Origin of the sequence: Pseudomonas sp. VA159-2 (genome assembly GCF_024126635.1) — a bacterium.
Classification (GTDB): domain Bacteria; phylum Pseudomonadota; class Gammaproteobacteria; order Pseudomonadales; family Pseudomonadaceae; genus Aquipseudomonas; species Aquipseudomonas muyukensis.
Genome location: NZ_JAMYBV010000006.1, coordinates 202,798 through 223,032 on the forward strand (window position 1 = coordinate 202,798; position 20,235 = coordinate 223,032).

A 20,235-nucleotide genomic window follows, 5' to 3' on the forward strand; every position below is an offset into this window, starting at 1 on the left:
ATGCTGAAGATCCTTGGTAAAGCGTCCTCGATCAACGTGCGCAAGGTGCTGTGGACCTGCACCGAACTGGGCCTTGGCTACCAGCGCGAAGACTGGGGCAGCGGCTTTCGCGCCACCGACAGCCCCGAGTTCCTGGCCCTGAACCCCAACGCCATGGTGCCGGTGATCGTCGATGGCGATTTCGTGCTGTGGGAGTCCAACAGCATCCTGCGCTACCTGGTCAACCAGTACCGCGGCGAACACCTCTACCCCAGCGCCCCACGCGCCCGCGCCGCGGTGGACCAGTGGCTGGACTGGCAGGCCACCGACCTCAACGACGCCTGGCGCTACCCGTTCATGTCGCTGGTACGCCAGTCCCCGAGCCACCAGGACCCGGCCCTGCTGGCTACCGCCAGCGCCCAGTGGACGGCCAGGATGCGCCTGCTCGAACAGCGCCTGCAGAGCACCGGCGCCTATGTCGCCGGCAGCGACTTCAGCATCGCCGACGTGGCCATCGGCCTGTCGCTCAACCGCTGGCGACGCACGCCGCTGGAGCACCCGCCACTGCCGGCGCTGGAGGCCTACCACAGGCGCCTGCGCGAGCGCCCGGGCTACCTGGAGCACGGTGATAACGGCCTGGCCTGACAGCACGAGGTGGATTGTCCGACAAGATGTAGTGACAGAAAATAATCACTACAAAACCATTGACGCCCTTCCCGCGCCTTGTGCATGATGAGGCCGTCTCCCTGATCGGGAGCGGTGGCAAGGGTGTTCCAGACGGCCTGCGCGGTAACGCAGGCCGTCCGTGGAGAGGGAAACTGCCCAGAAGGCAGCGTGAGAAAGCCCCTGTTGCGATGCTGCTGTAGCAGCCTTGGTTAGCGCGCTACATGGTGTGGCGCCAAATGTGAACTTCAGCCGAACTTCACCAACGAATGAGAGTAATGGGGGCTTTATGATGAACTTGAACAACAATCCAACCATCGACCAATTGGCCCAGCTGTTCGCCGCGCGCAAGGACAGCCTCGACGACCACCTGCTGTGGGTCAGCCAGTCCGGCGACGTGCGCCTGGACCGCCTGCCGCCGAACACGGTCGAAGCCGAATTCGAATCGCACATGCCCAGCATGCGCGCCCGCTTCAAGGTCTACCGTCGTGGCCAGGGCTACGTCGGCAAGAAGGCCGCCGCCGACACCACCTTCGTCGGTCGCGTCCTCCAGACCCTGCAACAAGAATGGCCTACCGCCCGTGAGCGGCAGGCAGTCAAGGTGATCGATACGCTGAACTGAGCACGTTTCAGCCAGGCGTACACCGTTTCTTGAGCCCGGCCCGCAAGGCCGGGCTTTTTCATGTGCGCAATCTGCGCACGACGCCCAATCCGCAAGAGCCAGCCTTGTTGGCGAAGCAAGCGCCGCGCTGCCTCAGGCCCAAGCACGCCGAGGCGCCTGCGCAGGCAGCGGCAAGGCCCCGGTGGCCAATGCCCGGGCCCGGTCGACACCCCATACCAACGCGCGGGTCATGGTTTCACCCGGCCGGGCCGGGTAGTACTCCTCGAGCAGGGCCTTGCCCCCCCGGGCGTACACGCCCACGAACAACTGCGTGGCGCCAAGCCGGGAAAGCCGCACCTGCACATCGATGCTGGTGCCATCGCTCAATTCCTCGTCATGGCTGCGGCTGTGCAACTGCGCATCGGCCCATTGCCAGTAGGTCTCTTCCCTGATTCGCATTGCGCTGATTACTCCGAGTCTGAAATGCCGCGCAAGAAAAGCACAGTCGCAGCCACCCGGCGAGGGGGACGCACCGATACCATGAGCGGGATCAACAAATGCTGGGAAAACCGCGCCGTTGGGCGGCCCGCCTGAACGCAAGCGCGGGGCAGGCCCGCACCCTCAGGCCACTGCGCGGCACTTGTGGGAGCGGGCTTGCCCCGCGCAGGATCAAGGTCGATTTACTTTTTCGAAGGCACCCGTGGCATGAACCGGCCCTTCTTGGCACGCTGCAAATGGGCAGGCTGCAACTGCTCCGACTCATCCAGGGTCATGTTGGCAAAACCCAGGCGCAACGCCGCCTGGCCGCAACGCACCTGGCTGTTGATCGGAAACGCATCGTTCAAGTCTTCGTAATAGGATTCGCTCATGCCCTGTCTCCCTCCAATGGTGACCGTGCCGACAAGCAACGCGCTTGCCTAGAGAAGCGGCGGCCCGCTGAAGTGAGACTAGCCGGTCATTTGCAGACTGGCCGGGCAATCCGCCACAGCCCGACCAGTGGCAAGCGCCTACTTCAGCCGCACCGCCGTGCCGGTGGCGAACACCACGACCATGCCCCCTTGTACCGACGGCATGCTGATCTCGAAGTCCACCCCCAGCACGGCATCGGCTTGCAACTGCCGTGCCCGCGCCATGAGCTCCTCGGTGGCCTGCTCGCGCGCCAGCTTCAGCGCGCTCTCCAGGGTCTGCGAACGGCCGCCGAAGAAGTCGCGAAAACGTGCGAAGAAATCGCGCACGAAATTGATCCCCTGCACCGATTCGGCGCTGACCACGCCGAGGTACTCGGCGACAGGGCGACCTTCAAGCTGGCTGGTGGTGCTGATGATCATCGGTGCTACTCCTGGTGCGAACAAAAGAAGACGATGCTAACAAATTCATCGCCCGCCAATTACACAAGCATCTGCTTGAATATTTGACGAGCGGCTCCTAGACTCCCTGCGCAGGATCACGCAAGGAGCCTTCATGACCGCCCTTCCCGAACACCCCCCGGCGCGCTGGAGCGAGCTGCTCAGCGGCGGCAATGCCCTGCGCTCGATCGCCCTGGCCGGGGGCGTCGCCCTGCATGCCATCAATGTGTATATCGTCACCACCCTGCTGCCGACGGTGATCGGCGAAATCGGCGGGCTGGCCTTTTATGCCTGGAACACCACGCTGTTCGTGGTGGCCTCGATCATCGGCTCCACCCTCTCCACCCGCCTGCTCGCCCGCAGCGGGCCACGGCTCGCCTACCTGCTGGCGCTGCTGGTGTTCGCCGCCGGCTCCGTGCTCTGCGCCCAGGCCGCCAGCATGCCGATGCTGCTGGTGGGGCGCAGCGTGCAAGGCCTGGGCGGCGGTATCCTGTTCGCCCTCAGCTATGCGTTGATCCACTTGGTGTTCGAGCACCGCCTGTGGCCGCGGGCCATGGCCCTGGTGTCGGCCATGTGGGGCGTGGCCACCCTGTGTGGCCCGGCGGTGGGCGGCGTGTTCGCCGAGGGCGGCCATTGGCGCTGGGCCTTCTGGGCATTGCTGCCGGTGGCCGCGCTGCTGGCGCTGATCGTGTGCTTGCGCCTGCCGGGGCGCCAGGCGCTGGACGGCAACGGCGCCCGACCGGCCTATGGGCTCATCGCCTGCCTGGTCGCCTCGGTGCTGGCGATCTGCGCGGCCAGCCTGTCCGAGGTGCTGTGGATCAACCTGCTGGGCATCGTCGCGGGCCTGGCGATTGCAGCGCTGATCGCCCGCCTCGACCCAGGCGCCCGCCATCACCTGCTGCCCAGCGGCGCCTACAGCCTGAGGCAACCGATGGGGGCGCTGTTCGCCATCATGTGCCTGCTGGTGGCAGCCATCACCACCGAAATCTATGTGCCTTACTTCCTTCAGCACATCCACGGCTTTGGCCCACTGTCGGCCGGCTACCTGACCGCGGTGATGGCCGCTGGCTGGACCCTTGGCGCCCTGGCCAGCGCCGGGCGCGACCGCGACGGCGGTGCCCGGCAGATCCGCCTCGGCCCGCTGGTAGTGACCGCGGCACTGCTGGCCCTGGCATTGCTCACACCGCAGCCGACCTGGCTGGCCCAAGCCCCCGGCCTGGCACTGTATACCGTGGCCCTGGCCGGTGTCGGCCTGGGCATTGGCCTGGGCTGGCCGCACCTGCTGACCCGCGTGCTGCAGGCCGCGCGTCCCGGCGAGGAAAACCTCGCCTCGGCGTCGATCACCACCGTGCAGCTCTATGCCACCGCCCTGGCCGCCGCCCTCGCCGGCCTGGTCAGCAACAGCGCCGGCCTGGTCGACCCAGGTGGCGTCGGCGGGGCGCGCCAGGCCGCGACCTGGCTGTTCGCCCTGTTCGCCTGCGCGCCGCTGCTGGCCATCCCGCTGGCACGGCGCATCACTCGCCCTTCAGCGCGCAAGGAATGCCCATGAAAGAATCCAAGGAAGTCTACGAGCGTATCAGCGATCAATTCGAAGACTTCACCAGCCACGCCAGCCAGCGTGACGTCGAAGTCGATACCGTCCGCTACATGGTCCACGATTTGCTCGGCGGCGTGGCCGGCAACCAGGTCCTCGACCTGGCCTGCGGCCATGGCTTTTTCAGTCGCAGGCTCAAGGACTGGGGCGCGGCGCGGGTGCATGGCGTGGACATCTCGCCGAGCATGATCCACCAGGCCCGCCAGGCCAACGACGGCATCGTCTATGAAGTACGCGACGTCGCGCAGATGGGCGAGATCGGCCAGTTCGACAAGATCACCGCCGCCTGGCTGTTCAACTATGCCGGCAGCGTCGAGGAGCTGCGGCGCATGTTCCAGACCGTCGCGCTCAACCTCAAGCCCGACGGGCAACTGATTGCCTACACCGCCAACCCCACGTTCGACCTGGCCCAAGGCAACTTCACCGCTTACGGCATCCGAGTTCTGGACGAACAGCCGGTGGAGGGAGGTTTTCGTTGCCAGGGCCAGTTCATGAGCACACCGCCGGCGGACTTCACCTACTACCGCTGGCACAAGTCGGTTTACGAACAAGCCGCCCACGACGCGGGGCTGCGCAACGTGCGTTGGATCGCCCCACTGATCAGCGGGATCCGCAAGAAGGCGCATCCAGCGGGCTACTGGGATCTGTTCGAGCAGAACAGCCTGCAGGTCGGGCTGATTTGCAGTCGCTGAAATGATCGGGGCTCACGCATGTCGCCTGTAGGAGCGGCCTTGTGTCGCGAAAGGGCTGCGCAGCAGCCCCGCCAATCTTTGCACGAACGCAAAATCCTGGGGCCGCTTCGCGCCCCTTTCGCGACACAAGGCCGCTCCTACAGGGTGAGCACAGGGCGCTAGACCCTCACCAGCCACTCATCCACCAGCCCCTGGCGCGCCAAGGCCTCACACCACGCGGGCTCGGCCTCGACCTGCACCTCGTTGCAGTCCAGTTCGTGAAGCACCTGCAACACCCGCGACGCACCGAGTTCCTCGAGCATGCGGCAACCAACCCGGGCAAAGCGTCTGTCAGCCATCGCCCGCCCGTCATGCAACACCAGGGTCGGTGCACGACCGTCGAGCACCTCGGCCAACGCTGGACAGTCGAGCCCCTGGTCTACCATCACGCGCAATGGCACCACCGGCGTGGCACGTTGTGCCGACACCGGTGCCAGTAGTGACGTGTCGCACGCCTTGACCCATTCGCAGGTGGTCAGCAAGGCCGATGCCCGGCCCCGCCAGTGGGCCAGCGGCGCCTGCTCATCGCAATGGCTGAGCATCGCGCCGTCGCCCAGCGCGCCGATCGCCAAGGCATCGGGCCGCAATACCCGCACCCAGGGCCGCTGGCGTTCGATACGCGAGAAGAACCCGCGATTGAGCGCCCGCGCCTCCGGGCACGGCAACACTTCGACAACGAGGCCGGCCTGGCGCAGGCGTTCGCCACCGCTGCCCTGCGAAGCATCGGCGCTGGCGCTGACCACCCGGCGCACCCCGGCGGCCACCAATGCCTCGGCGCACGGTGGCGTGCGCCCATGATGGCCGCAGGGTTCAAGCGTTACATAGGCGGTGGCGCCCCGCGCCGCCTCCCCGGCCTCGCGCAACGCATGTACCTCGGCGTGGGCTTCGCCGGCGCGTTGATGCCACCCCCGGCCCACCACCCGGCCATCGTTGACGATCACGCAACCGACCCGTGGATTGGGCATGGTGCTGTACAGGCCCTGGCAGGCGAGCGCCAGGGCCATGTCCAGGTAATGACGATCAACCGTGCTCACGTGCGAACCAGGGCGAGCAGGTAACGCGCCTCGCCGTGCTGCCGCTCGATCACCTCCAGGCCCTGCCAGGTAAAGCCATGGCCCTCGAGGGTCTGGCGGATGCCTAGGTCGGTGAAGAAGTAGCCCTGGCGCTGATTGTCCATTTCGCGCCAACCTGGCTCGGGCTGGACATCGTCTACGCCGAACACGTTCAGGCCCACCAGCGCGCCAGGGCGCAACAAGCGGCGCACATGCCCCAGGTACGCCGCCCATTCATCCGGGTGCTGGTGATGAAAGCAGCCATTGTCCAGGGCCGCATCGAATTGTGTGCCTGGCGCCGGCTGCCAGTCCTGCACCGCCTGCTGCACCAGGTTCAGGCGATCGCCCCAGCGCTTGCGCAGCAGCGGCCAGCTGGAGTTCTCGACGATATCCAGACCGGTCACCCGGTGCCCGGCGAGGATGAATGTCGAGGCATCGCGTCCACGCCCCACGCCAAGGTCGAGGACATGCTGGTCGGCGCGCGCCTCCAGGCGTTCGAGGAACGCCTGGGCCGCCTGGATCATGCCGACGTCCCACGACCATTCGTCCTCGCCATGGCTGTAGCGGTGCACGAACGAGGTGTCGAGGGCCTTGCGGTAGTCGCCCTGGGCCATGAAGGCCTGTGCTTGCTTGTTCATCGCAATCCTCCGTCAGGATGCCAGGCGGGCGTCGATGCCATAGATGCGCCCATCGTAGGAGCTGGCCAGGAAGGCCTCGCCGAGCGCGTCATGGGTCAGGCAGGAGATGCCACTGGCGGTAGGCCGCTGTACCGGCAACCAGCGCCGCGAAGCCAGGTCGAACAACGCCACGGTGCCATTGTAGGCGGCGGTGGCGATCACCCGGCCATCGGCGGAGGCGGCAATGCACTTGATCGAGTGCTGGTGCGGCGAGCCGAACACCTCGTCGCCGGTGTCCAGCCACAGGCGCAGCTTGAGGTCCCGGCCAATGCTGGCGAAACCGCCGGTGATGGTGCAGCAGCCATTGGAGATGCGCGTGTGCGCGCCTTCGATATGGCGCAGGCAACTGAAGTCCTCGATGCTGTGCACGGCGGCATCGGCCGAGGCGCAGACGCTGAACAGGTGTCGCGCGTCCGCCGCCACGCCCTTGATCGCGTTCTCGTGCATGGGGATAGATGCCACCAGGCGCAGGCCGCCCTGGCCATCATGGGCGAACACCAGGCCTTCGCCGGTGTAGGTGCCGATCAAGGCATGCTCCTCGCCGTTGCGCACGAAGGTAGCGCCGCAGTTGAGCGGCGAACGGTGCTGGTACAGCAAGCGTCCGCTCAAGCCGTCGAACACCTGGCCCATCTGCCCGCCGGTCAGCAGCAGCGGGCCGAACGGCAGGAGGAAGTTGCACAGGCTGCCGACCGCGGTCACCGGCTGGTCGTCGCGGTGCAGGATGCCGGCGTCGCCGATGCTGTACTGGCGTTCGTCGCTGCGCACCACGGCGTTGATGCTCACCGCCGGCTCGATGCCGGACACCTGCCACTGGTCGCGCTCGTAGTTCCAGGTGGCGTAGCGCGAGCCGAAGGTGGCGAACACCAGTTGCTCGTCGCCGACAAAGGCGCAGCTGCGCGGCCAGACGATGCTCGGCAGCGCGGTGCTGCGGCGCTTGAGCAGTTGGTTGGCGGCGTCGAAGGTCCAGAGGATCGCCGAGCGGTCGTAGCTCAGGCTCACCAGCAGGCGCTTGTCGTCGTTCCAGACGATGCGCTTGATCCCGGCGGCATGGGCCGGCACGGTCTGCACCTGGCCCTGGGCGATGATCGAGATGCGCCCTTCGTCGTCACCGGCGAATACCACGCCTTCGCGGGTGATGGCGATGGTGTCGGTCTCGACGCCACCGATGTCCACTTCATCGCTTTGCCGGCCTGTGGCGGTGTCCCACTGGCGCACGGTGCCGTCGTCGCTGCTGGAGATCAGACGCTGGCCATCCGGCGACCAGACCACCGAGATCACGTCGGCCTGGTGGCCATGGAACGCCTGCTGCAGCACGCCGTCGAGGTCGAAGATGCGCAGCACATGGTCGCGCGAGCAGGTCGCCACGCGCTGGCCGTCTGGGGAGAACACGGCCATTTCGACGTCGTCGTCATGGTCGCGCAGTACCGCCTTCAGGCGCATGCTCGGCACCTCCCAGATGCGCGCGGTGTAGTCGCTGCTGGCGCTGACCAGGTGCTTGCCGTCGGCGCTGAAGGCGCACTGGTTGGCCAGGTGGTCGTGGTGCACGCGGTGGATCGGCTCGCCGGTGACGGCGTTCCACAGGATCACCTGGTTGTCGTAGCCGGCAGTGGCGACAAAGTGCGCGGCATGGGCGGCGATGCCGCTGATAGGGCCAATGTGTTTCATCGAAAGATCCTTTTTCGCGGGAGGTCAGAGCTTGATCGAATGGCTGGACTTGTCGGCTTTCGCCTGCAGGTAGCTACGGTTGTGCTGGGTCAGGAACACCCCGGTGGGCACTTGCTCGACCACATCGATGCCGCCGGCGCGCAGCTGCGCGACCTTTTCCGGGTTGTTGGTCAGCAGGCGGCACTTGTCCACGCCCAGCGCCTGCAGCATCTGCACCGCCGGGTCGAAGCTGCGCGAGTCGGCCAGGTGGTTCAGGCGCAGGTTGGCCTCGTAGGTATCGAAGCCCTTGTCCTGCAGCAGGTAGGCCTCGAACTTGGAGTACAGGCCGATGCCCCGCCCTTCCTGGCGCAGGTAGATCAGGTAGCCACCGACCTCGTGCAGCGTGCGCAGGGCTTCCTGCAACTGGGGGCCGCAATCGCAGCGCTGCGAACCGAACACATCGCCGGTGATGCACTCGGAATGCACCCGAACCAGCGGCACCTCGTCCCGCCCCGGGGAGATGCCCACGGCGAAGTGCTCCTGGTGGCGTTCGAAACCATGGAAACCATAGAAATGGGCGTCGACATCGCCGCCGAGAATGGAGATCGGCACGATGGTGTGAAGCGAAACATCCTTGTTCATGGGATCAGACCTCTTGCACGGAAGACGCGGTTGCTTAGTTGTGGTGTTCCACCAGGCGAAAACCCATGACGTAGATCGGCCGTGGGTAGCGCCCGTGGCGGCGCGCGGTACGCGCCAGGTCGCGAAAACGGGTGAAGCTGCCACCGCGGGCCACGCGGTGGGTACCGACATCGAGCACCAGGTCGTCCTCGATCAGTGGGCCGCCGGGATAGGCCTGGTAGTCCTCGGCCACGTACTCCTCGACATTGCCGGCCATGTCCAGCACCCCGAACGGCGACGGGGCGTCGCAGAACACCCCCACCGGGGTGCTGTCCAGGTAACCCAGTTCGGCGGTGTTGGCATGCTCGACCTGGTAGCTGTCGCCCCAGGGAAACTGCCGCCCCTCGGGGCCGGCGGCGGCGTATTCCCACTCGGCCTCGCTGGGCAGGGCGAAGCGCCGGCCGGTGCGCGCACTGAGCCAACGCGCATAGGCGTCGGCGTCGCTGGCGGCAACGCTGTAGACCGGGTGGTTGGCGTGGTGCCGCGGGTAACGGCCAAAGGCCCAGCCCTCGGGGATGCCGGGGTGGCCGCTGTCGAGCAGGAACTGGCGGTACTCCTGGTGCGTCACCGGCAAGCGGGCGATGCGAAACGCCGCCAGCTCCACCGCGTGGCGCGGGGTTTCCTTGTCGATCCAGTTGCGGTCCAGGCCCAGGCCGTCGAACTGGTCCATCACCTGCTCCACCGCACGCGGGTCGAGGCCGATATGTACCCGCGCCGCCGGGATGTCGATCATCTGCGGGGCGAAGGTGTCGATGCGCGGGTCGCCGCGCAGGCCCAGCACCTCGCCGGCGGCGATACGCCGGGCCAGGGGCTCGCGCGGTTGCTGGACGATCCTCAGCAAGGTTTCCAGCGGGCCGTCGAGCAAGGCGTCGAAGGCTTCGCCGACCTTGGCTTGCAGCGGTTGCTCCAGGTAGTGCTCCGGGTAGCCCATCAGGGCCCGGTCACTGACATCCTTGGGCAAGGGGCTGGGCAGCCGTGGCCAATGCCACTGTTTGTAGCTGTTCATGCAAGTACCTGCCTGGGCACACGCCTGCCGCGCGCCGCGGCAGGGTGTGGCGAGCTGGGATCAGAGGCGATCGGTGAGCAACCGCGGGTTGCTTTCGATCATCTCCACTTCGGCGCTGTAGACCTCGATGACCAGGCCGTCCGGGTCTTCGAAATACACTGCGCTGCGCACCTGGTCCGGGCCATGGTGGTAGCCCGGGGCCGGGCCGTTGCCCTTGACCAGCTTGATGCTGCCGGCGGCCGTCACCTGCTCGGCGATCCGCCGCACATCCTCGGGCAGCGCGCGGATGCCGATGTGGTAGCCGGCCGGGTAGCTGAACGCCTCGCTCTGCTCGATGAAGAAGTCGAAGCCGTTAAGCTCCATCACCGCCTTGCGTGGGCCGAGGTTGTAGCAGTAGTTGGCACCGAGGATGTCGGCGTAGAACGCCTTGGAGGCTTCCAGGTCGCGGGTGAGGATGTTGACGTGGTTCATCTCCGGGCGCTGCTTGGCCCGGGCCACCTCGTCCAGCCCCAGGCCGTCGAGGGAGCGCCACAGCTTGCTGGCGGCGGCGAACTTGGCGAAGCCCGGTAACCAGGCCTTGATCACCTGCGCAGGCGCCTGGCCGCTGGCGATGTCCAGCGCATAGGGATAGAGGAAGCCCTGGCTGGCCTGCTGCCACTGGGCGAGCACGCCGCTGGCCGATGGCAGTTGCGCCAGCGTGCCCTGCACGCGAATCAGCACCAGGGCGGTGTTGTGGCACAACCCGCGGGCCTCGTTGAGCACGTTGCCCAGCGCCGCTGGCGGCGTCGCGCTGTCGAGCAACAGGCAGACCGCGTCCACCGGCCCCTGGCCTGTTGCCTGCTGGCTGACCTGCAGGCTGAAACCCGCCGCCGCCGCCGCGCTGCCCAGGCTGTCGAGGGCCTGGGCCGCCGCGTCGCCCAACGGCGCGGCATGCAATGCCAATAGACGCAGCATCAGGCAGCCCTCCGTCCGACCAGCAGGATGTAGCGGCCGATCGGCTCCTGCTCCACCGCCAGCCCCGCCGAAGCCATGCTGTCGATCAGGTAGCGGGTCGAGTGCAGCTCGCCGTTGACGGTGTTGAGCATCATGTGCAGGGAGAAGTCGGCCGACAGTGCCGGATGGATTTCGTCGTCCTCCAGCGCCATGCTCAGCACCAGCAGCGCGCCGCCGGCCTCGACCATGCCGGCGGCGCCGGCGATCAGGGTGCGCACCTGCTCACGGGTGAAATAGTGCAGGCAGTCATTGAGCATCAACACGTCGGCGCGCTCGCCCTGGTACTGGGCCAGGTCCAGCAGGTTGCGCGCATGGAAACCCAGGCGCTGGTCGAGCCGGTACTTGGCGAAGGTGCTGGCGGCGGCCTCGCGGGTCGGCTCCAGGTCCCAGACTTCGCCCTTGACCTGCGGGTGGCGGCTGGCGATCTCGGCCAGGTAGGTGCCGTGGCCGCCGGCCAGGTCGATCACCCGCCGCGCCTTGTCGAACAAGGGCAGGTCGCGCAGCACATCGACCATCGGCTGGCTGAAGCGGACCATGGCGTCGTTGAACGCATCGCGCGCCGCCAGGTCGTGCTTGAAGCGATTTTCCTGCTGGAAGTCCAGCGACTCGCGGCTGCGCAGCACCTCGCCCAGGCGTGGCCAGTTGTGCCATTGCAGGCGCTGGTGGTCGATGATCGGGCCAATGAACTCGGCGCTGTCGCTGACCAGGAAGCGCTGGCTCAACGGCAGGTTCTCGTAGCCTTGCGCGCTGCGCTTGAGCAAGCCCATGGCGACCAGCGCGTTGAGGAAGATCCGCCCCTTGTTCGGCACCCAGCCCAGCGCATCGCTCAACGCCTGGGCCGCGATTGGCTGGCGGGTGTGGTCGAACACGCGCTGGGCCAACGCCGAATGCAGAATGGCGGATTGACGGTACTGATCGGACAGTTTCACCAGGTCGACCACGCCCTGCAGGCTGCTCACCTCGTCGGCGTGCTCGTAGATGGTCACGGGTTTCTGGGCATTCATGCACTCACGTCCCTGTCGAATTATTGGAGTAGGACCTGCGCCCGGCCGTTGGCCAGCCAAGGAATTCCACGAACTTGCACGCAACCCTCCCTGGGACCGGCAAGCACAGGCTCCGCAAGACAGCCTAGACGTGAGTCAAATAAATACAACTAAAAACTTTTATATTTTTATCGAATATAAAATTAACAATCTATACTGGTTTGCCGTACACCTATCCACACGAATACACGCTATCCTTCGCCCACTTGCCTGCGCACAGGATGGCCCAGGCCCGTGCCCCACCCGCTCATTCACCCCCGGTTTGCAACGCTCCATGACCTCGAACTCCGTCGACCCGAACTGCACCACCGACCGCATCCTGTTCCTGCTCAAGACCCGCGGGCCGCTCAAGACCGCCGATCTTGCCCAACTGCTCGGCATTACCTTCGAAGCCACTCGCCAGCAGGTGCAGAAGCTGCAGGCCACGGCGCTGATCAGCGGCATCAGCGTGCCGGCCAAGGGTGCGGGCCGCCCCTCGCAGAAATGGACGCTGACCGCCACAGCCCAGCGGCGCTTTCCCGATTCCCACAGCGTGTTGACCCTGCAACTGATCGAAAGCGTCGAGCAGGTGTTCGGCAGCGACGGCGTCGACCGCCTGATCAGCCGCATGGAAGACAGCAACAGCCGCGAGTACCAACAGGCCTGCGGCGACGCCGAAACCTTGGAAGACAAGGTGCGCATCCTGGTGCAACTGCGCGAACGGGCCGGCTACATGGCCGAGATGCAGGCCGATGGCGCGGCTTGGCTGATCGTCGAGAACCACTGCCCGATCTGCATCGCCGCGACCCGTTGCCAAGGTTTTTGCCGCAGCGAGCTGCAGGTGTTCCAGGCGGCGATCGGCGAGCAGGCCACGGTCGAGCGCTGCGAGCACCTGATCTCTGGAGATCGCCGCTGTGTCTACCGGATTTCGCCGAAGTAGGAGGGAAGGCGTTCGCCGCCTACCCCCCTTCACTCCCCCACCCCAACGCCTTGTACAACGCAATCGCATCCAGGTACGAAGCGGTCTCCGCCTCAGCCACCTCGCGCTTGATGGCGAACAACGCGCGCTGGTTCTCCAGCACCGCCAGGTAAGTCCCCGCCCCCCGCCGATAACGCTTGTTGGCAATGTCGATGGCTTCGCTGCCATGCCCGGCGGACGCCACCAGGCTTTGCAGCCGCGACTGGTTGCGCACCAGTTGCGTCACCGCGTTCTCCACCTCTTCACGGGCCAGCAGCACGGTCTGCTCATAGCGTGCCCGCGTGCCATCGGCCAATGCCTCGCGCGCGCGCAACCGAGCCCGGGCATTGCCCAGGCGCAGGGCCGGCCAGGTGACCATCGGCGCCAGTTCGTAGGCCCTGGCGGCACTGCCCAGGTCGCCGCTGCGCAAGGCGAAGAAGCCGATGAAGCCACCCAGGTCCAGGCGCGGGTACAGTTCGGCGGTGGCCGCGCCAACCTCCTCGGTGCTGGCGGCCAGCTCACGCTCGGCACTGACCACGTCCGGGCGCTGGCCAATCAGCGCATCGACGTCGCCCAACGGCAATTGCCGCGCCAGCGGTGGCAGGAACGTCGCATCGGCCTGGGCCTGGCTGCCGGGGACTGCGCCGGTGAGCACATCGAGGCGGTAGCTGGCCTGCTGGATCGCCGCCTGCAACGGCGGCACCGCCGCCTCGCTGAGCAGCAAATTGGCGTGGGCGTTCTGCTGGTCCTCGTACTGGCCGCTGCCGGCACGCACCTGGGCCGTGGTCAGCTGCAAGGTTTCGCGCCAGGCCTCGACCTGGTCCTCGGCCACGGTAAGGCTGCGCTTGAGCCCAAGCCTGAGGTAGTAATTGCGCGCCACCTCTGCGGCAATGCTCAAGCGGGCCTGCTGCAGGTCGGCCGCCGCCGCGTCGGCGCGAGCCTCGGCGGCATCCGTCAGGCGTTGCAGGCGGCCGAACAGGTCGACCTCCCACTGCACGTCGAAGCCGGCGCGGTACTGCTCGCTGCGCATGCGCCGCGGGTCGCTGCCATCGGCCGGTTGCTGCTGTTGCAGGCTCTGGTTGTAGCCGGCCCGGGCGGTGACCCAGGGATAACGGTCGAGGCTGCGGTCGTCGAACAGCGCCCGCGCCGCCAGCAGGTTGGCATGGGCCTGGCGGATGTCGTGGTTATGGGCCAGGGCCTGGTCCACCAGGCGGACCAGCTGCGGGTCGTCGAAGAACCGCCACCACTGCGCCGGCAGCTCGCCGCGCGCGGCGAACGCGGCCCTTTGCGGGCTGTGCACGCCGCTGGCGGCAAGCTCCGGCTTGCGATAATCCGGGCCGACGCTACAGGCGCCCAGCGCCAGCAATGCGATTGGCAACAGGCGCTTCATGGCTGGCGCTCCAAGGTTTCGGCCAGCGACTGGGCACGCGGCGAGCGCTCCGTGCTGGCGTGGTCGCGGGCAAGCAGGCTGTAGATGGTCGGCAGCACAAACAGGGTGAACAAGGTGCCCACCAGCATCCCGGTGACGATCACCACCCCCAGCCCGAAACGGCTGGCGGCCCCGGCGCCGGAGGCGAACAGCAGCGGGATCAACCCCACCACCATGGCCGCCGTGGTCATCAGGATCGGCCGCAAGCGGATCTGCGCCGCCTGGCCGATGGCCGCGCGGCGGTCCAGGTGCTGCTCGGCCTGCAAGGTATTGGCGAACTCGACCATGAGGATGCCGTGCTTGCTGATCAAGCCGATCAGGGTCACCAGGCCGATCTGGGTGTAGATGTTCACCGTGGCCACCCCCAGGGCCAGGGGCAGCAGCGCACCGCTGATCGACAACGGCACGGTGATCAGGATGATCAGCGGGTCCACCAGGCTCTCGTACTGCGCCGCCAGCACCAGGTAGATCACCACCACCGCGGCAAGGAACGCCAGCATCAGCGCGTTGCCCTCCTGCTGGTACTGGCGCGCGTCGGACTGCCAGTCGATGCTGAAGCCCGCCGGCAGTTGCGCGGCCACCTGTTCGAGGAAGGCCACGGTGTCGCCCAGGGTCACGCCAGCGGCGGGGATGGCCTGGAAGGTCGCGGCGTTCTGCTGGTTGAACTGGGTCAGGCGGTTGGGTTCGACCTGCTCGCTGACCTGCACCACGGTGGACAACGGCACCAACCGGCCCTCCTCGCTTCGCACGTACTGGCGGGTCAGGGCCTGCGGGGTCAGGCGCTGGTCACGCGGGCTCTGGGCGATCACGTCGTAGGAGCGGCCATCGAGGCCAAAGCGGTTGAGGTAGTTCTCGCCCACCAGCACCGCCAGCGACTCGCCGATATCCTGCATGCGGATGCCCATGCTGTTGGCCTTGGCCCGGTCGACGCGCACCTGCACCACCGGGTTGTTGTAGTCCAGGTCGCTGTCGACCACGGCGAACAGGCCGCTCTGGCGCGCCTTGGCCTTGACTTGCTCCATGGTGTCGAACAGCACGCGGTAGTCCTGGGAGCTGCGCAGCACCATCTGCACCGGCAGCCCGCCGGTGGAGCCCGGCAACGCCGGCAGCTGGAAGGCGAAGATGCTGGTGCCCTCGACATCGTTCACCGCCGCCTGCAACTCGAGCTGGATCTGCGACGCATTGCGTTCGCGCTCGTTCCAAGGCTGCAGGTTGATGCCGCCGATGCCCGAGGCGATGCCGTCGCTGCCGTTGATGATCCAGGTGCTGACAGTCTCCGGCAGGGTGCGGTAGACCGCGTCGAGCTTGTCGGCGAAGCGTTCGACATAGGCCAGGTTGGCGTGCTGCGGGGCCTTGATCGCGGTCAGCAGGCCGGCCTGGTCCTCGGTCGGGGCTAGTTCGCGCTGGGGCAGGCTGTACAACAACGGCAGGCTGACCAGCACCAGCAGGGCGAAGCCGACGCTGATCCAGCGGTGCTTCAGGGAAAAACCCAGCACATGGGCGTAGCGCCCGGCCAGCCATTCAAAAAAGCGGTTGGCGGCATGGGCCATGCGCCCCTCGGACTGACGGGCGTCGAGCAGGAACGAGCTCATCACCGGCGACAGGGTCAGCGCCACCACCCCAGACACCACCACCGCCCCGGCCAGGGTCAGGGCGAATTCGCGAAACAGCGCGCCGGTCAGCCCGCCCATCATGCCGATCGGCGCGTACACCGCCGCCAGGGTGATGGTCATGGCGATCACCGGCCCGGCCACCTCGCGGGCGCCGATCAGCGCCGCGGCCACCGGCGTGCGCCCCTCCTCGATATGGCGGTGCACGTTTTCCACCACGACGATGGCATCGTCCACCACCAGCCCCACCGCCAGCACCATGGCCAGCAGCGTCAGCAGGTTGATGCTGAAGCCGAACGCCAGCATCAGCGCCGCGGCGCCGAGCATCGACAGCGGGATGGTCACCACCGGGATCAGCACCGTGCGCAGCGAGCCCAGGCACAGGTAGATCACCACCACCACGATCAGCAGCGCCTCGAGCAAGGTCTTGCTCACCTCGTCGATCGACGCCTGGATGAAGCGCGCGGTCTCGAAGGCCAGCTCGGCCTTGGTGTCCGGCGGCAGGGTCTGGCGAATCTGCGGCAGCAGCTGGCGGATGCCGTCGACGATCACCAGCGGGTTGCCGCCGGGGGTGGCGAACAGCCCCAGGTGCACCGCCGACACGCCGTCCATGCTGGCGCTGGTCTCGGCCGAGGCGGCGCCGAGCTCGACGGTGCCGATGTCGCGGATGCGCACCAGGCCGTTGCCGTCGTTGCGGATCACCAGCTCACGAAAATCGCCGACCGAGGTCAGGTCGGTGTCGACGCGGATATTGGCGATCACGTACTGGCCCTTCACCTTGCCGGGGGCGGCCTGGTAGTTGTTGCGCCGCACCGCCTCGGCCACATCGGCCGCGGTCAGGCCGCGGGCGGCCAGGCGCGCCGGGTCGATCCACAACCGCATGGACAGGGTCTGGCCGCCGAACACCTGGACCTTGGCCACGCCCTCGATGGTGCTCAACAAGGGTTCGACCACCCGCGTGAGGTAGTCGGTCATCGCCGGAATCGGCAGGCTCGGGCTGGCGAAGCCGATATAGGCCACCGCCGTCGACTCGCCGGCGGAGCGCTCGATCACCGGGTCATAGGCCCGCTCCGGCAGGCGATAGCGCACTTGGTTGACCTTGGCCATCACCTCGGTCAGCGCCTGGGTGGAGTCACGGTTGAGCTCCATGCGCACGGTCACCAGGCTGCGGCCCTGCACCGAGGACGACGACAGGTAGTCGATGCCCTCCACCGAGGACACCGCCTGGGCGATCGGCTGGGTGACGAAGCCCTGCATCAGCTCGGCGGGGGCGCCGGGGTATTCGGTGGTGACAGTGATGGTCGAGCTTTCCAGCAACGGGTACTGGCGGATCGGCAATTGCAGCAGCGACAGCAACCCCAGCAGCAGAATCAGGGTGCTGACCACCAGCGCCAGCACAGGCCGGCGCACGAACAGGTCGGTGAATGTCATGGCGGGTTCTCGCGCGAATCAGGCGCCGCTGGGCGGGGTCTGCAGGGTGTCTTCGGTGGCTTGCACGGCGGTGCCGTCGATCAGGCGCAACTGCCCGGAGACCACCACCTGGTCGCCCTCGCGCAGGCCCTGCTCGATCACTACCCGACCGGCCTGGCGCTCGCCGGTGCGCACCGAGACGCGTTGCACCACCAGGGCATCGGCGGCGGCATCGTGGCGGGCGACGAACACCGTGTCGCCATAGGCGGTATAGGCCACCGCGGTTTCCGGCACGCTCAGCACCTGGCCGACCTCGGGGCTGGCGACCTGGACGCTGGCGTACATGCCAGCGGCCAGGCGCGCGTCGGGGTTGGCCAGGGTCGCCTGGACCTGCACCGTGCGCGAACGCCCGATCAGCGGGTCGATGGCGCTGATGCGCGCGGTGAATACGGAGTCGGGGAAGGCATCGAGACGCACCTGCACCGGCTGGCCGGGGCGCAGGCGGGCGCTGAGCTGCTCCTCGAGGGAGAAGTTGACATACAGGCTGCCGGTATCGATGAGGCTGACCACCGGGTCGCCGACGTTCAGGTACTGGCCCTGGTTGACCCGGCGGATGCCCAGGCGCCCGTCGAACGGCGCGCGCACGGTCTTCTGCGCGATCACCGCCTCGGTGCGGGCCAGCTCGCCCTGGGCCATGTCGCGGGCGGCCAGGGCGTTGTCCAGCTGCTCCTGGGTGGCGGCGTTCTCGCGCAGCAGGTCCTTGACCCGGCGGTGGTTGGTGCGCGCGTTGTCCAGCTGGGCCTTCAGGCGCAGGCGCTCGGCCTGCTCCGGGGCATCGTTGAGGGTGATCAGCACATCGCCCTTGCGCACCTTTTGCCCGGAGGTGAAGTTGATCGCCGTGACCCGCCCGCCGATCTCGGCGGAGACCAACACCTGGTGCACCGCCTCCAGCTCGCCGACCGCGGCGAAGGAGCGGTTTTCCGGGCCTTTGTGCACACGGGCCAAGGCCACCTTGACCAACTGCCGCGGCGCCGCCGCCGTGGCCTGGGCTTGCCCGGCATGCTGCCAGGCCAGGCCAGCGGCGCAGAGCAGGGCCAGCGCCAGGGCGCTGCCGAGTATCGCTTTGCTGTTCATTGCGCGCCCTCCCCTCAGGCCCAGTTCAGGTTGAACAGGCAGAACGCCAGGGTCGCCCACAGCACCAACGCCAGGTGGGTCAGTTGCAGGCCTTCCTGACGGATCCAGTAGCCGAACCACAGGCCGCCGAGCAGCATGGCGAAGGTGAAGGCGAGCATGGCGGCGAGTGCCAGGTTCAGCCAGGCCCGGGCCATCAGCGGGTCCTGGGCGATGACCAGGCCGTAGCTGCCGACCCAGGCCGACAGGCTGGCGACGACCTGCAGCAGGACAATCACCAGCAGCGCGGCGCGGGCCAGGGCAGGCGACTGGCAGGCGCGGCGCAACAGCGGGAAGTCGATGGCGGGCGGTTGGCGCAGTGGCGCCATGGCCAGGGTGGCGCCGATGGCGCCGACGGAGCTGGAAAACGCCTGCAGGTTGTTCAATACCGCGATGCTCAGCCACAGCGCCAGGCCCACGGCCTGGATGGCCTGGAACAGCCACAGGGAGGTGTGCAAATCCATATCAACGTCCGTATCGATGGCCTGGTTTGGGGTGCCCAGGCAATTACACAAGAAAACGCTTGGATATTAGTGGCAGCCTTGCCGATACACAAGCGTTGCTATTACGGGCGCGTGGGGCGGGATGGGCGTTGATGTGGGTCAGGGCTTGGGCATCGCCAGGCAACGCGATCAAGGTAGGAGCCGGCCTTGCCGGCGAACACCGGCACAGTCGGTGCCATCCATCGCGTCGTTTGCTTCGCCAGCAAGCGGGTTCCTGCAGGTTCAGGTGCTGACAGCCGCTCGCAGCCGCTGCCCCAACCGCCCCCCAAACACATTGATCAGCAAGCCGAGCATCACCAGCAGCGCGCCCCAGCCCTGCACCTCGGTCAGCCGCTCGCCCAGCAACAACGCCGACGAACTCAAGCCAATCACCGGCACCAGCAACGAAAACGGCGCCACCTTGCCCGCCGGGTGGCGCGACAGCAGCGTGCTCCACAGGCTATAGCCCACCATGGTGGCGACAAAGGCCAGGTACGCCAGGGCCAGCACCGAACTCCAGCCAATATTGGCCAGCGCCTGGCCAATCCGCTCGGGCCCCTCCAGCCACCAGGACAGGGCCAGAAACGGCAACGGCGGAATCAACCCACCCCAGATCACCAAGGCCACCAGGTCGACCTGGCCGAAGCGTCGGGTGATGATGTTGCCCATGCCCCACATGGCCCCCGCGCACAGCGTCAACAGCAAGGCAATCAACGGCACATGCCCGCTGTCCTCGCTGCCGATCACAGCAAGCCCTGCGGCCGCCACCAGCAGCCCCAGGACACTGGCCAGGCGCAGCCGCTCGCCAAGAAACAGCGCGGCAAAACCAAGGGTGAAGAAGGCCTGGGACTGCAGCACCAGCGACGCCAAGCCCGGCGGCATGCCGCTGTACATGGCCTGGAACAGGAAGGCGAACTGCCCCAGCGAGATGCTCGCGCCGTAGGCGATCAGCCAACGCCACGGCAGGTTCGGGCGGCGTACCAGGAACACCGCCGGAAAGGCCACCAACAAGAAGCGCAAGGCCCCTAGCAGCATCGGCGGCAGGCCATCGAGGCCGACCTTGATCACCACGAAATTGACGCCCCAGGCGATGATCACCACCAGGGCGATCAGCAGGTCCTTGAGTGGCATGGCACGCATTCCTTCTACCGGCTTGTTTTAGTCATATTTAGTTACAGCATAAGGTT

Annotated in this window: 20 protein-coding genes; 5 read left to right on the plus strand and 15 right to left on the minus strand. The window is 67.0% G+C overall.

Annotated elements, in window-relative coordinates:
* On the plus strand, positions 1 to 624 hold the full coding sequence (locus NJG22_RS08320; protein ID WP_253093595.1) for a glutathione S-transferase: 624 nt from the start codon (positions 1 to 3) through the stop codon (positions 622 to 624).
* Positions 625 to 931: 307 nt separating this feature from the next.
* Positions 932 to 1,264, plus strand: coding sequence for a hypothetical protein (locus tag NJG22_RS08325; protein WP_217848383.1), 333 nt, complete (start codon positions 932 to 934; stop codon positions 1,262 to 1,264).
* 132 nt (positions 1,265 to 1,396) lie between these two features.
* Here the strand turns inward: NJG22_RS08325 and NJG22_RS08330 are convergent, their stop codons facing one another.
* The 3 genes from NJG22_RS08330 to NJG22_RS08340 form a co-directional block, all read right to left on the minus strand.
* Entirely contained in the window at positions 1,397 to 1,702 is a 306-nt protein-coding gene (locus NJG22_RS08330) for a hypothetical protein (protein ID WP_253093596.1), read from the minus strand.
* A gap of 221 nt (positions 1,703 to 1,923) precedes the next feature.
* The gene (locus NJG22_RS08335) at positions 1,924 to 2,112 is read right to left on the minus strand and encodes a hypothetical protein (protein ID WP_134693981.1); all 189 of its coding nucleotides are present in this window, start codon (positions 2,110 to 2,112) and stop codon (positions 1,924 to 1,926) included.
* Between the two features lie 138 nt (positions 2,113 to 2,250).
* Positions 2,251 to 2,571, minus strand: coding sequence for a YbjQ family protein (locus NJG22_RS08340; RefSeq protein WP_134693982.1), 321 nt, complete (start codon positions 2,569 to 2,571; stop codon positions 2,251 to 2,253).
* 133 nt (positions 2,572 to 2,704) lie between these two features.
* Here NJG22_RS08340 and NJG22_RS08345 point away from each other — a divergent pair, with 133 nt between their 5' ends.
* Together NJG22_RS08345 and NJG22_RS08350 are read left to right on the plus strand one after the other, a co-directional pair.
* Entirely contained in the window at positions 2,705 to 4,138 is a 1,434-nt protein-coding gene (locus NJG22_RS08345; protein ID WP_253093597.1) for an MFS transporter, read from the plus strand.
* Entirely contained in the window at positions 4,135 to 4,875 is a 741-nt protein-coding gene (locus NJG22_RS08350; RefSeq protein WP_253093598.1) for a class I SAM-dependent methyltransferase, read from the plus strand. Before NJG22_RS08345 ends, NJG22_RS08350 begins: the two co-directional genes overlap by 4 nt.
* 158 nt (positions 4,876 to 5,033) lie before the next feature.
* Here NJG22_RS08350 and ribD read toward each other — a convergent pair whose 3' ends face one another.
* From ribD to NJG22_RS08385, 7 genes are read right to left on the minus strand one after another with little or no spacing between them, the layout of a single operon-like run.
* The gene (ribD, locus tag NJG22_RS08355) at positions 5,034 to 5,948 is read right to left on the minus strand and encodes a bifunctional diaminohydroxyphosphoribosylaminopyrimidine deaminase/5-amino-6-(5-phosphoribosylamino)uracil reductase RibD (protein ID WP_253093599.1); all 915 of its coding nucleotides are present in this window, start codon (positions 5,946 to 5,948) and stop codon (positions 5,034 to 5,036) included.
* The gene (locus tag NJG22_RS08360; RefSeq protein WP_253093600.1) at positions 5,945 to 6,604 is read right to left on the minus strand and encodes a class I SAM-dependent methyltransferase; all 660 of its coding nucleotides are present in this window, start codon (positions 6,602 to 6,604) and stop codon (positions 5,945 to 5,947) included. Before NJG22_RS08360 ends, ribD begins: the two co-directional genes overlap by 4 nt.
* 12 nt (positions 6,605 to 6,616) lie before the next feature.
* Complete coding sequence (locus NJG22_RS08365; protein ID WP_253093601.1) at positions 6,617 to 8,308, minus strand: WD40 repeat domain-containing protein; 1,692 nt, start codon at positions 8,306 to 8,308, stop codon at positions 6,617 to 6,619.
* Positions 8,309 to 8,332: 24 nt separating this feature from the next.
* The gene (gene ribA / locus NJG22_RS08370; RefSeq protein ID WP_253093602.1) at positions 8,333 to 8,929 is read right to left on the minus strand and encodes a GTP cyclohydrolase II; all 597 of its coding nucleotides are present in this window, start codon (positions 8,927 to 8,929) and stop codon (positions 8,333 to 8,335) included.
* Positions 8,930 to 8,963: 34 nt separating this feature from the next.
* The gene (locus tag NJG22_RS08375) at positions 8,964 to 9,974 is read right to left on the minus strand and encodes an SUMF1/EgtB/PvdO family nonheme iron enzyme (RefSeq protein WP_253093603.1); all 1,011 of its coding nucleotides are present in this window, start codon (positions 9,972 to 9,974) and stop codon (positions 8,964 to 8,966) included.
* Between the two features lie 60 nt (positions 9,975 to 10,034).
* A complete protein-coding gene (locus NJG22_RS08380; RefSeq protein WP_253093604.1) occupies positions 10,035 to 10,928 on the minus strand; it encodes a VOC family protein in 894 nt (297 codons plus the stop codon).
* A complete protein-coding gene (locus NJG22_RS08385; protein WP_253093605.1) occupies positions 10,928 to 11,971 on the minus strand; it encodes an acetylserotonin O-methyltransferase in 1,044 nt (347 codons plus the stop codon). Before NJG22_RS08385 ends, NJG22_RS08380 begins: the two co-directional genes overlap by 1 nt.
* Positions 11,972 to 12,284: 313 nt before the next feature.
* Here NJG22_RS08385 and NJG22_RS08390 point away from each other — a divergent pair, with 313 nt between their 5' ends.
* Positions 12,285 to 12,929: a metalloregulator ArsR/SmtB family transcription factor gene (locus NJG22_RS08390; RefSeq protein ID WP_217848395.1), complete on the plus strand. Its 645-nt coding sequence runs from the start codon at positions 12,285 to 12,287 to the stop codon at positions 12,927 to 12,929.
* A gap of 19 nt (positions 12,930 to 12,948) precedes the next feature.
* Here the strand turns inward: NJG22_RS08390 and NJG22_RS08395 are convergent, their stop codons facing one another.
* The 5 genes from NJG22_RS08395 to NJG22_RS08415 form a co-directional block, all read right to left on the minus strand.
* Positions 12,949 to 14,337 (minus strand): TolC family protein, encoded by a 1,389-nt coding sequence (locus NJG22_RS08395; RefSeq protein ID WP_253093606.1) that lies wholly within the window; start codon positions 14,335 to 14,337, stop codon positions 12,949 to 12,951.
* A complete protein-coding gene (locus tag NJG22_RS08400) occupies positions 14,334 to 17,417 on the minus strand; it encodes a MexW/MexI family multidrug efflux RND transporter permease subunit (protein WP_253093607.1) in 3,084 nt (1,027 codons plus the stop codon). Before NJG22_RS08400 ends, NJG22_RS08395 begins: the two co-directional genes overlap by 4 nt.
* A gap of 18 nt (positions 17,418 to 17,435) precedes the next feature.
* A complete protein-coding gene (locus NJG22_RS08405) occupies positions 17,436 to 18,530 on the minus strand; it encodes an efflux RND transporter periplasmic adaptor subunit (RefSeq protein WP_253093608.1) in 1,095 nt (364 codons plus the stop codon).
* A 14-nt stretch (positions 18,531 to 18,544) separates the two neighbouring features.
* The gene (locus tag NJG22_RS08410) at positions 18,545 to 19,030 is read right to left on the minus strand and encodes a DUF2165 family protein (protein ID WP_253093609.1); all 486 of its coding nucleotides are present in this window, start codon (positions 19,028 to 19,030) and stop codon (positions 18,545 to 18,547) included.
* 261 nt (positions 19,031 to 19,291) lie between these two features.
* Positions 19,292 to 20,179, minus strand: coding sequence for an EamA family transporter (locus NJG22_RS08415; protein ID WP_253093610.1), 888 nt, complete (start codon positions 20,177 to 20,179; stop codon positions 19,292 to 19,294).
* Positions 20,180 to 20,235 lie beyond the last annotated feature (56 nt).